This window comes from Maribacter sp. UBA3344, from assembly GCF_002362375.1.
Lineage (GTDB): Bacteria > Bacteroidota > Bacteroidia > Flavobacteriales > Flavobacteriaceae > Maribacter > Maribacter dokdonensis.
Window position 1 is genome coordinate 1 of sequence record NZ_DERI01000005.1, and the last position, 12,031, is coordinate 12,031.

The following is a 12,031-nucleotide window of genomic DNA, read 5'->3' on the forward strand; positions in this document are numbered from 1 at the left end:
TTATAGGCTTGTGCAACGGTTACCATTGTTGGCAACAGTATTTTATTTTGAAAAGTGTTCAATTCCATCAAAAAACTCAACAATTTCAAGGTCAATATCTTTTATTAGGTTATTATATTTTCTCGTTCTTTTCAGCATTGAGAATAGGTTTCTGTCCCAATCTAAATTATCTTTTAATTCATAGAAAAAATTTGTAGAGACAGGTAATTCGTCATTTGCAGAAGCATCAATCCAACGAGTCATTCCACTACCTTTATGAGATGGGAAAAGAATGTCTTTATGCTTTATACAAAATTCTTCATTCCTTATTATTGTTTTGTTTGTCCACAAACTGGAAGACCCATTCATAGTTGTAAAGTCATTTATATGTTTATCCGCAAACTCAAAATTCCAAGCAATGCTCCCAAGATTGCTCCAATTCCAATTTTCTTTATATTTTTCAATTAACTCAAAACTCCAAGGAAGTCCAGGGTTTTCTGCTAAATTACCCCAACCAAGCTCGTCCTCATATTTTTCTAAAAGTTCAAGTGTCCAATCAACATTTGGATTTTCACTTAATTGAGCGAATCCGTAATCATTCTCAATTTCTTTTTCAAAGTGTTCTATTAATTCTTCATTCCAAAAAGTTCCATACACTAAAAGATTTCGCCAACGTAATTTGTTTTTATAAAATTCAATTATCTCTTTGGTCCACCAATTCCCTTGATTTGTCGCAATGATATTCCAATCAATTTTGTTTTCAAATAGTTGTAAGATTGAGAAATCAAAAGCAACTTGATTGTTGGTACATAAGTTGTACCAATCGATTTTCGATTGGTATTTGATTATGTTTTCTTTAGACCAATCAAAACTTTCATTTTTTGATAAATTTTTCCAGTTTAATTTATTCTCATAGACCTCACTAACTTTATGCCAATCTATTCTTGTATTTAGAGATAAACTACTCCAATCAATCTTTTCTTCAAGTTGTTTTAAAGTTTCTAAAGTCCATTGATTATTTTGCGAAAACACACTCCAATCTAAACTTTTGTCAAATTTTTTAATATCATTTATATCCCATTGAATATTAGGGTTTTCGCTTGTTTCTTTCCAATCTAATGAATTTGATAATTTTGAAAGGTGAGATGAGCTAAAAGGAAAAGATTTAGAAATAAGTCTTTTAAAAAAACTGGGTTGCTCTTCAATTAGTTGAATTAGCTTATGGTTGTTTTGCGCTTTAAAATCATTAATTAATTTGATTTTATCTGCAATTCGTTGTTCCTCGGCTAAATCGGGTAGTTCTATGTCAGAATTTAGATTGTTTTTGAATTCTCCTGCATCCTCAACTTGAAATGTGATTTTTTTGGCTTGACTATCTACCCAAACTTGCACTTTGTGATTCACTCCAAGGTCAGAAATTAAACAACTCCCAAAAAGTATTTTTTCTGAATTTGGATTTTCAAAATCTACTTTTTTAATCTTTTCAGGACACTTTTCCGACTTCTCATTGAAGTATTTGAATGAAGTTAATTTTACAACATTATCTTGAAATTTTGGAAGTCCATCTGCTTTATGAGTTGCGAAAAAATTCACTTTATCTCTGTGAGAATAAATGAAAAAATTGCCTGCGTCTGTATATGCGTACATATAGTAAAAACTTCTTGCAGGTACAATTCTATCTACATTAATTTTTTTTCCAATTTCCATTCTAATTTTTTGTGGTTTCTGTTCTTTAATATTGTTGCCAACGGACTTGTGTATGAAACGTAGCGTATAAAAAGACACTAACTTTTCGGGCTAACATAGAGCCGAATTTTTATATTTTGTTTTTAATTTTTCTCTTTTTAAAAGCCAAATTGAAAATTTGGCGGACATTCTAAATATACACAAACCTTTCTGTTTAGCACTTATTAGCTATGTTTTATACACCTTGTTAGCAGCTGGCTTTAATTCACAATAAAATCAATTGCTTTTTGACACTGTAATTCAATAGTGTTGATTTTATGGTCAATTTTTATTGAATCAAAAGCTAAAGGTAACTCAGTGCAACCAAGAATTATTCCATCACATTCTTGGTATTTTAGATACAAGTCTTCAAAATATTTGGGATAATCATCTTTAAAGTTTCCTTTCGATAATGAGGTTTGTATAGTTTGAATTTCGTCCATTTCTTTGTTTGAAGGTGTAATAACTTTTATTCCTTGTTTTTTTAAATACCCTTTAAAGAAGTCATCCTGCATTGTAAATTTTGTCCCTAGTAATAAAATTTGATTCAAATTATTTTTTGTGATATAATCTGCTGTTAATTCTATGATATGGAAAATTGGTATTTGTAAATTCAATTCCGCTTTTATAATGTCAAAAGCTTTGTGTAAAGTGTTATTAGCAATGATTAAACAATCAGGATTTAATGAAATTAAACTTTCTATTTCTTGCTTTAATAAAATAGGTATTTCATTCCATCCATTTGATGAGTTATATCTTGATTTTATTTCATGATAATCGATGTTTTGAAGAATCATTGGACAAGAATGGAAGCCTCCCATTTTTTGGTTGTATAATTCGTTAAGTAGTTTGTAATATAAAACTGTTGAAGGATAACTCGTTCCTCCTAAAACTCCTATTTTTTTCACTCTTATTTAATAGTTTTTGTTATGCTTGCTGCTAACAATTGTATATGTGCACAATTGCACATATTTCTATTATATCGGTAATTTAAAAAAAATAAAAAAGAGAAAAGATGATTACTTCATCAAGTTAATTTCTGCAATACTTTTTATTCTATTTCTCTCCAAGAAAGCATCAATGGTTTCAAAATGTTCAATTACCCGTTGTTCTTTAAATTCAAATACTTTTTGAGATAATCCTTGTAAAAAATCCCTATCATGAGAAACCAGAATAAGTGTACCATCATAAGTAGAAAGAGCTTCTTTTAAAACATCTTTTGATTTTAGATCTAAATGATTGGTTGGCTCATCTAATATTAAAAGATTTACAGGCTCTAACAATAACTTCACCATTGCCAACCTTGTTTTTTCCCCACCGGAAAGCATGCTTACTTTTTTGTCGATATCATCGCCACTGAACATAAATCTTCCTAAAATATTCTTGATCTGGTTGCGAATATCACCAAAAGCAACTTCATCTACCGTTTGAAAAATAGTAAGGTCTGGATCTAATAACGATGCTTGGTTTTGGGCAAAATAACCTACCTTAACATTATGCCCAAGTTGGCAAGTACCTTCTACAGGTATTTCATTAAGAATAGCTTTGATCATGGTAGATTTACCTTCACCGTTTCTACCTACAAATGAAACTTTTTCTCCTCTGGAGATAGACATGTTTGCATTTTTAAATACGACATGATCATCATATGCTTTTGAAACATCTGTAACCGTAACAGGATAATCTCCCGAACGTGGGGCAGGAGGGAAACGAAGCTTTAATGAAGATGTATCTATTTCATCTATTTCAATGATCTCCAGTTTTTCTAGCATGCGCTCTCTTGAACTTACTTGATTGGTTTTGGAGTAAGTTCCTTTAAAGCGTTCTATGAATGCCATATTGTCCGCAATGAATTTTTGTTGTTCTTGGTATGCCTTGATCTGGTGCGCCCTACGATCTTCACGTAATTGTAGGTAATGGGAGTAGTTTGCCTTATAATCATAAATACGCCCCATGGTAACCTCAATGGTACGATTGGTAATATTATCTATAAATGCCCGGTCATGTGAAATAACCATTACGGCATTGGCCTTGTTCAATAAGAAATCTTCTAACCAAATCACAGATTCAATATCTATGTGGTTTGTAGGCTCATCAAGCAAAATTAAATCTGGTTTTTGTAATAGTATTTTTGCCAGTTCTATACGCATGCGCCATCCACCACTGAACTCATTGGTTTGTCTTGTGAAATCTTCTTGTCTAAAACCTAATCCTTTGAGTGCTTTTTCTACTTCGGCATCATAATTTACATCTTCAAGCGCATAATATTTTTCACCAATATCAGAGACTTTTTCAATGATACCCATATAGGCATCACTTTCATAATCTGTTCTTGTCTCCAATTCTTTATTAAGCCTCTCCATCTCATCCCGCATATCAAAAACATGCTTAAACGCCTTGGCAGCTTCTTCAAATACCGTGCAGTTGTCCTCGGTAAGCAGATGTTGCGGTAAATAAGCAATAACGGTATCTTTAGGTACGCGTACATTGCCTCTTGTGCCCTTTTGTTCACCGGCAACTATTTTCATCATTGTTGATTTTCCTGCTCCGTTTTTACCCATAAGGGCAATTTTATCGGTTGGGTTAATAACGAATGATACATCGCTAAATAGGGTAGTGCCACTGAATTCTACGGCTAAATTATCTACTGAAATCATGCTGCAATTTTAAAATGCAAAACTAATAATAAGAAGTGGTGCATTTACTAACCGCTTTAAAAACTTATAGATAATCTGTGCCTGTCATTTTAAACACAGGGAGATTTTCTAAGTGCTTTTTTTATTGCTTAGCCAATTATAAATTAAAAGTACAATGGCAAGAACAAGTAGTAAGTGTATAAGTGCTCCTAGAATTTTAAAAACAACGAAGCCTAAAATCCAACCTATGATCAAGGCTGCAATTATAAAGTATATGATATTCTTCATCTTTATTTTTTTGTTGGCCAGTTCATTATTTCAGCGTGGATATCTTCTGTGGATTTTTGTCTCCGTTTGGCAATTTTAGCTATTAGGTCTTCAAAACTATCTTGCTCGCCATTAGCATCTAAATCCTCTGTTTCAGGGAAATTTGCCAAATATTCATCTTTTACCGCCAACCATTGCTTTTCTATATGTAAATCATACCTTGCAGTAGCTACGCCGCCATTATTCACGGGTTTGCCAACCTTTTTATTTTCATTTTTATGGTCAGCAATATTTTGATGTTGTGGAACGTCATTCTGTAATCCGCCTGTAGAACGTGATTTATCTTTACTCTTATCTTCTGTTATCATCGTTATAATTTTATGTGTTCATTTAAGTAATGAACAAGGTAATGACACCTCTCAATTATGTGTTGCTCTAATATTACTTTAATTGACGGGATAAAATTTGAAGATGAAAATTAAGGGTGATGCTCACATGACATCTAATTAGATAGGCCCTTCTTTTTTTATTTTGAACATTTTGGCCGCAGATGTATAACCGCCCTCTGTGCCATCTACAAAGTGAGAATGTGTGGTTCTACGATCAAGTACATAACAAGACATAACCGATGCATGGGTAACGTGAATACCGTAAATCAATTTTTTATCCCTTTCCATTTTATCTAAATAGGCAATGAAACGATCTATACTTTTCTGTTCTGCAGTAAAAACAGTATTGATCATGCCATCTAGCATAAAGGTGTGAGACAATTGTTCTATTTGACTTAAATATTGTTTTCCACTACTTGTAAGATTTAAGTAAATTCTGCCAAAATTTGTTTTTAACCAACTTTTAAAAAAATACATCCAGCTGGTGGAAGTCAATCTAATTTTCATTTCTTCCCACACTTTGGTAGGGTTTGGGTCTAATTTAAGATTGTTACTTTTTATAGGCTGCCTATTTTCAAATTTCCCGAATTCTTCATCCATTTGGGCAAGTACTTTTTTGTACACATTTCGCTGATCTTTTTCTAAGGAGGCATCTAATAGTAAGCATACTACTTTAGTTTGTTGTTGGTCCGGTAGTATCTGGTCCCAACGGCATTCCATTCCTTCTAAATTTAAGAGTGTTTCATCAAATGCTGTGGTTTCTTCTTCCTTAAAAGAAGATTTTATCATGCTTTCCGCTACTTTCAATCCGTCCCCTAAAACAATAGGAATAGATAGCTTATCGGTTAACCGATGTTTGGCAATTTTTAATTGAACCTCTGATTCTATTAAATTACTAACAGGAATTTCACCAACCCGTAGAACTAGTTCAATTTTTCTTTTGATATGTATGCGATAATTTTCAAGAACATGAATTATTTTGTTAAGCAATGATGAAGGTACTATGAATGTAGCGCCATCGCCCCCAAAAAAATAGGGGATTTCATTGCTACGTTTTACCTTTCTTATGGCATTGAGTACAGAAATAATAGCTCCGGTAGCGGTTAAATTTACCTGATGGTGATTGCCCGCGTTCACTGCACTGGTAGAGTTTAAAATATCTACAACAACAACGTGCCAAGATTTTGGTACATCTACAAAATAGGTGTCATCTCCCAAAAGTTCAATGAGTGTACCTTTAAAGGGGCGAAGATTTTTATAGAATTGTTTGTCTGCCATTAACCTTGTGTAACCTACAATGAGAAATTTTTAATGTTGCGGTGGAGTGCCGGCACCAACCGTAGCGTCTTTAAACCAAACCTCTGTATAACAACCGTTTTCGTATTGTTTTTTAATATCTCCGTTATAGGTCTCTGATCCGGTATGCCAAACAATATTTTCTTCAGGATCTTTACCGTTGGTCTGGTTGTAAGCTCCTTGCTTAAAATTTTGCAACTCGCCTGCATAGGCATGTTTTTTTTCTACACCATCACGCCCTATTGCCGTATATAAAGTCAATATTTGTTCTGGAATATCAGTTGATTCTGCAAAGTCTGTCTGTATTAGGCTTTTGGTAAACGTTTTGGTTTCATGTCCGTCGCTTTTAAACGTAAGGTACATTATGCCTTTGTAGACATTGATTTCATAACTAAATTCTTCGTTTAATTCAATGCCATCTTCCGGCTCTTGGGGGTAAGTGGTAGGGGTTTCTCCGACAACCGACATATCATAGCCCCAAACTGCGGTAGAATAATCCCATCGTTTACCGTTATCTCCTTCGGTATTTATTTCATAATTCCAAAAAACGGAACCTTTTTTATGACCCGGAAATTTTTTGTAGAAAATTTTTAAAGGTTCGTTTTCATGACCCTCCGTACCATGAATTTGGCCAACAACTACGGAATAAGAAGCAGCTACCCGGGCATCTCCAGAAGTAGAAACATGCTTTACTTTTAAAGTACCGGTTAGTTTGCCACCGGTATCTGGTTTCCATTCTTCTTTTTGACCCAGTTCTGTTCTAGTGTTGCTTGATGTTCTAGAGGTTACACCAGAATTAGGTGCTTTGTATACCACCCAATTTGTATTGTTTTCGTTTTCTACATAAAAAAAATCTTTGTGCTCAACATTGGTTAAATCATTGAAACTTTTGCCGTCACCACATAGAATTTTCCATTCTTTCATAAAAGGGATCACATCATCTGGATATATTGTTTTTTCATTTTCAGCAACTACTGATTTTTTTGTTTCAGTTTTACAAGAAGTAAATGAAAACAATAATGTAAAGGTTATCAATACTATATAGAAATAATGGGAAGATTTTAAACGCATTAATATGTTTATTTAGGTTTTACTTATTTTAAATATACGATAGATCCATTGTTATTTCTAATAATGTTCGCTAAATTCAAAAATGTAAAATAGCTAAACATTTCTTTAAAAGGAATAAGCTTTAATGTGATTCTAAGGTAACTTGCTGGTCACGTTTAGTACAAAAGAACAACTGTATGTTCTATGTGTTAATGGTTAGTGTAATTGACATACAGTTGAGAAAAGGTCTCTATAATTAAGAGACCTTTTCTATACATTTTTGGTTATTGGATTTTTTCGATAACAAATGAATTAATCTTGGAATAACGTATTTAAACGTTTATTTTAAATAAGGCTAATTTTACCAACGTATATTTACGTAGGTAAGTTGAACGAGGATATTTAATAAAACAATAGCATGGGCTCAGTGTTTTTGGTAATTGATGATGATTTGGTTTCTCAGTTTACGGCGAGGTATGCTGTAGAGCAGTGTAGCACAGATACTCAAATCTATGTTTGTGAAAGTGCTATTGAAGCCCTGGAATTATTGACCAAATTAAAAAATGAAGACAAGCCTATACCAGATTATATTCTACTGGATTTGGTAATGCCTGAAATGGACGGATGGGAATTCATTGATCAATTGCAAAATTACAATGCCAATATAAATAAGATAAAGGTATTTATCATGTCGGCTTTTACGAATTCCAAGGATCGGGAGAAAGCCAAGCAACACAAGTTTATTGAGGGGTATTATGAAAAGCCATTATCTAAGAACATGGTTCAAAATATGATCAAATAGCTTTTCCATCATTTTGTGGTTCAACTTATAATTCTTCGGTTTTACAATTTTTAAGCAATAAAATCAATTTCAATAAATTCTCCGCAAACAATTCTGCGTAGTTGTCAAGATCAGATATTAGCTCTATTTGTTTTAATTGCTGATGCCTTTTTTCAAATTCCATGAATAGGAAGTAATTATCAAAATTAATTTTTGAAACAAACTGTTGTAAAAGAATATGGACCTTAAGCGCATTACCTTTCGTGTAATAGTCGGTCTGAAATTGTTGAAGTAACATTAAGAGTTCGGTTCGGTCGTTTGTAGCCATCATAATCAGTATTGAATCAACTTAATGGGAACTTAGTTAATTGATAACGAACAAATCTAATTGTAAGTATTTTACTACACAAATTTATTTTAAGATTTTATTTTTTTATACGAACAACACCGTTGGGTCGATAGATGTATTTAATTTTTTTTGAGTTACTATTCTATGGTATTAGTATTCTTTTTTAAAGGATTTCCTTATAATTTTGGAGGAGATATTGATATTAAGTTGAAAAATGACCGCATTGAATATTTATATAGCAGATGACGATTTAGAAGATCGCAGTTTTTTCATAGAGGCATTAGATGATTTACCATTGACTACAGCGGTAACTCAGTTTAATAACGGTGTAGACCTTATGGATAAGCTTTTCTCTGATGACAACTTACCGCACGTAATTTTTCTTGATTTATATATGCCTATCATGGACGGATTTGAATGCCTGATGGATATAAGAAACTTTAAAAAGTTCAAGGATATTTATGTAATTGCCTATTCAGGAATTTATAGGGAACGTGAGGTAAATCAATTAAAGGAAGACGGGGCTAATCTATTTTTAAAAAAATCTTCGTCTTTTAAAGAATTGAAAAAATTGTTACTTAAATCTTTACATAGGGTCAAAGGCTCAAATAAGAATGAAGTTGAGAATGGTGAATTTATAATACTGTCATAAGCAGCTTGGTACAACTGAAATATCTACATCTGTAAAATTGTATTTTAAGATTTCCCTAAATTACTTTAGTATTTAGTTCTTTGTGATAAAGATCATCCATGGTTGTTTTAAGTTGAACAAGCATTTTTTTAAAGGAAATTTCTTTTGTTATAAAACGAACCGCACCCATTTCCAGTATTTTTTTTCGGTCTGTCTCAGATGATGATGTGGAGTATATAACAACAGGAATCTTACTTAACAATGTGTTGTTTTTTAATACGGAGAGGCACTCAAAGCCATTCATGATGGGCATGTTTAAATCTAGAAAAATAAGCTTTGGAACAATACCTGCAGTTATGGTAGATAGTATATATGTAATTAAAACTTCACCATTATGAAAAAGTTTCATATTAATATCAGGGAAAATTTCTTGCATTGCCTCTGCAAAGAACATTCTATCATCTTCATCATCGTCGGCATAGGCTAAAGGGCTAAAAACATTGTAATCTTTCATAGTGTATTGTATTAAGAAGCTTAGCGCCCTATTTTGTTTAAAGTTATACTAACAAGTCAAGTTATAATAACAATATCAAATAAACTTGTAACAGTATTGGGCTGAATTTCATTTTGTAAAGATTTTTTCAGTGATTGACAGATAACCAGATATTGTAAGATAATTGATGGTCCTGTTAAACTGTAAAAATTAGCATATTCATTACAGCTTACTACAATATCTAAATATGTTACAGAAGTTAGTCAGATATGTCTTAACCGGATTATTTGACTCTTTAAATTGTCTTAAATAGGTAGTCTCTATGTTTAAAATTACCGAAAAAACTTAAGAATTCTCTCAGTGTAGGTAAATAAACTGTTAAATTAGATCTATCAAAATGGAAATTTGGTGGTATCTAGATCATGAATACCAAATTATGAATGCTGTATTATTACCAAAATGCCATAAATCATTATTTATTTCTCAATAATGTCTATAAAACCTAAATTGATTGCTTAGAATAGAAAGGAATCGTTGATAATTCCATTAAATTCTTTTAATGATGCAAAAACATAATGAACATGGTATGGCTGTAAACTCAGATTTTGGGGTCAACGCAGCGTCAGAAAAAATACCGAAAATGAGCAATCAAAAAGTTTTTGTAGTTAAGAATACCGAAACGGTAATCTGGAAAAAATTAATTGATGGAGATGAATCTGCCCTAGGCGATTTATATAATATATATGTAGACTGTCTCTTTAGTTACGGTATAAATTGTACCAAAGACAGAACATACGTTATGGATTGTATTCATGACCTATTTGTAGATTTATTTAAATACAGGGAAAACTTAACAATGACAGATAATGTAAAGTATTATTTGTTTAAAAGTTTGAAGCGAAAAATAAATAGAAAATACGCTACTAAAACAATTTCGATATCAGAAGAATATCAATATTCTTTACATCAAGATACAAGAAACTATACAAATTCTTGTGAAGAGGATATTATACGAACGGAAAGGTTGACCGAAAAACGAATGATTTTGGCAAATGCGCTAGAATCGTTAACAAAGAAACAACGAAAAGGTTTGTTCTTAAGGTTCAATCAAGATAAGAGCTACGAAGAAATTTCTGAAATTATGGAAGTTTCCGTACAGACAGCCAGAACTATAGTCTATAGGGCCTTGAAAGCCTTAAGGTAAATTATTCTAATAATTTTCTTTAGAAAACTGTCTATATAAATACAATTTCTTACTTATTGTTTACGAGTACCTTGATAAGGTTTATTTAAACCTAAATCATAAAATCAATACCTAACTATGGAAAAAATAAATCCTAAAAATATCAATTTTTCATCTATGACTGAAGAAGAGACTTCAGCTTTGAAAAATAGGATTTTCAATACAATACATAAAAAGAAAACTAGAAAAAGAAACTTTTGGTTTTCTGGCTTGGCAGCTGCGTGTTTGGCAGCTTGCATAGGTCTTACATTTTATTTTTACAACACTTCCAATACATCAAGCTCCATTACCGATTTTGTAAACTCTACTTCTTCTGAAAATGAAAATCATAAAGAAGGTGAAGTGGTACTTACGTTGGGTGAAGGCAATAGTTTAAAAATTAAAGAGGATGTGGCATCGATCAACTATTCTGATTCTGGAGAGAATGTAACTATTGGTGCTAATGAGGTAGTGAATCAAAAAGCGACCAAAAACAAAAAATCTGTATTCAATACGCTTTGGGTGCCTTACGGTAAACGTTCTAATCTAACACTTTCCGATGGAACTAAAGTATGGCTTAATTCAGGTTCTAAATTGGTCTACCCAATAGCTTTTAATGGTGATAAAAGAGAAGTTTACATTGAGGGTGAAGCAATCTTTGAGGTAACCCATAATAAAAGCAAACCTTTTCATGTGATTTCTGACCACCAAGTAGTAGAGGTCTTAGGAACTGTATTTGGTGTCACCAATTATCCAGATGAAACCGAAACCAATACTATTCTTAAAAGCGGTAGTGTTCAAATAAGCTTTAAGAATATAAAGAATGCCTCTTCTCATTCAGATAAAATGAAGATTACTCCTGGTACAAAGGCAAGTTTTGATAAAGAGAATAAAAGTATTGTTTCTGAGAAGGTAAATGTTGATAATTATTTTTCTTGGAAGGAAGGTGTACTAATATTCAAGAATAATGACCTTGAATATATTATGAAACGTATTTCTCGATATTACAACATTGATATTGTCATAGAAAACGAATATTTGGCCAAAGAGACTTTTTCTGGTTATCTAGATTTAAATGAAGACATCAATTCCGTTATACATAGTATTAAGGAAAGTACCAATATGGAATACGTTAAAACAGAAAATAAAATATTAATCAAGTAACACCTAACGCCAATGAACTGAAAACATATTATTTTTTTTTGAAGTAGCA

Annotated in this window: 13 protein-coding genes; 4 read left to right on the forward strand and 9 right to left on the reverse strand. The window is 32.1% G+C overall.

Annotated elements, in window-relative coordinates:
- Nucleotides 1-42: 42 nt before the first annotated feature.
- From B2Z27_RS02065 to B2Z27_RS02095, 7 genes are all read right to left on the reverse strand, one after another.
- Nucleotides 43-1,686: a hypothetical protein gene (locus B2Z27_RS02065; protein ID WP_286812370.1), complete on the reverse strand. Its 1,644-nt coding sequence runs from the start codon at nt 1,684-1,686 to the stop codon at nt 43-45.
- Between the two features lie 239 nt (nt 1,687-1,925).
- On the reverse strand, nt 1,926-2,612 hold the full coding sequence (locus B2Z27_RS02070) for an aspartate/glutamate racemase family protein (RefSeq protein ID WP_286812371.1): 687 nt from the start codon (nt 2,610-2,612) through the stop codon (nt 1,926-1,928).
- A 111-nt stretch (nt 2,613-2,723) separates the two neighbouring features.
- On the reverse strand, nt 2,724-4,361 hold the full coding sequence (locus B2Z27_RS02075; RefSeq protein ID WP_058102476.1) for an ABC-F family ATP-binding cassette domain-containing protein: 1,638 nt from the start codon (nt 4,359-4,361) through the stop codon (nt 2,724-2,726).
- Between the two features lie 108 nt (nt 4,362-4,469).
- Nucleotides 4,470-4,628: a lmo0937 family membrane protein gene (locus B2Z27_RS02080; protein WP_139254406.1), complete on the reverse strand. Its 159-nt coding sequence runs from the start codon at nt 4,626-4,628 to the stop codon at nt 4,470-4,472.
- Between the two features lie 2 nt (nt 4,629-4,630).
- Complete coding sequence (locus tag B2Z27_RS02085; RefSeq protein ID WP_286812373.1) at nt 4,631-4,975, reverse strand: hypothetical protein; 345 nt, start codon at nt 4,973-4,975, stop codon at nt 4,631-4,633.
- Nucleotides 4,976-5,113: 138 nt separating this feature from the next.
- Nucleotides 5,114-6,274, reverse strand: a complete 1,161-nt coding sequence (locus tag B2Z27_RS02090; protein ID WP_286812374.1) for a DUF3095 family protein — start codon at nt 6,272-6,274, stop codon at nt 5,114-5,116.
- Between the two features lie 30 nt (nt 6,275-6,304).
- Nucleotides 6,305-7,363, reverse strand: a complete 1,059-nt coding sequence (locus tag B2Z27_RS02095) for a polysaccharide lyase family 7 protein (protein WP_286812375.1) — start codon at nt 7,361-7,363, stop codon at nt 6,305-6,307.
- A gap of 397 nt (nt 7,364-7,760) precedes the next feature.
- Between B2Z27_RS02095 and B2Z27_RS02100 the strand changes: the two genes are divergently transcribed.
- Nucleotides 7,761-8,144 (forward strand): response regulator, encoded by a 384-nt coding sequence (locus B2Z27_RS02100; protein WP_286812377.1) that lies wholly within the window; start codon nt 7,761-7,763, stop codon nt 8,142-8,144.
- Nucleotides 8,145-8,169: 25 nt separating this feature from the next.
- Here B2Z27_RS02100 and B2Z27_RS02105 read toward each other — a convergent pair whose 3' ends face one another.
- Complete coding sequence (locus B2Z27_RS02105; RefSeq protein ID WP_286812378.1) at nt 8,170-8,421, reverse strand: hypothetical protein; 252 nt, start codon at nt 8,419-8,421, stop codon at nt 8,170-8,172.
- Nucleotides 8,422-8,686: 265 nt separating this feature from the next.
- On the opposite strand from B2Z27_RS02105, the gene B2Z27_RS02110 reads away from it, so the two are divergent.
- Complete coding sequence (locus tag B2Z27_RS02110; RefSeq protein ID WP_286812379.1) at nt 8,687-9,124, forward strand: response regulator; 438 nt, start codon at nt 8,687-8,689, stop codon at nt 9,122-9,124.
- Between the two features lie 55 nt (nt 9,125-9,179).
- Here B2Z27_RS02110 and B2Z27_RS02115 read toward each other — a convergent pair whose 3' ends face one another.
- Nucleotides 9,180-9,617, reverse strand: a complete 438-nt coding sequence (locus B2Z27_RS02115) for a response regulator (RefSeq protein WP_286812380.1) — start codon at nt 9,615-9,617, stop codon at nt 9,180-9,182.
- A 538-nt stretch (nt 9,618-10,155) separates the two neighbouring features.
- On the opposite strand from B2Z27_RS02115, the gene B2Z27_RS02120 reads away from it, so the two are divergent.
- Together B2Z27_RS02120 and B2Z27_RS02125 are read left to right on the forward strand one after the other, a co-directional pair.
- Nucleotides 10,156-10,800 (forward strand): RNA polymerase sigma factor, encoded by a 645-nt coding sequence (locus B2Z27_RS02120; protein ID WP_082642855.1) that lies wholly within the window; start codon nt 10,156-10,158, stop codon nt 10,798-10,800.
- Nucleotides 10,801-10,917: 117 nt separating this feature from the next.
- A complete protein-coding gene (locus tag B2Z27_RS02125) occupies nt 10,918-11,982 on the forward strand; it encodes a FecR family protein (protein ID WP_286812382.1) in 1,065 nt (354 codons plus the stop codon).
- Nucleotides 11,983-12,031 lie beyond the last annotated feature (49 nt).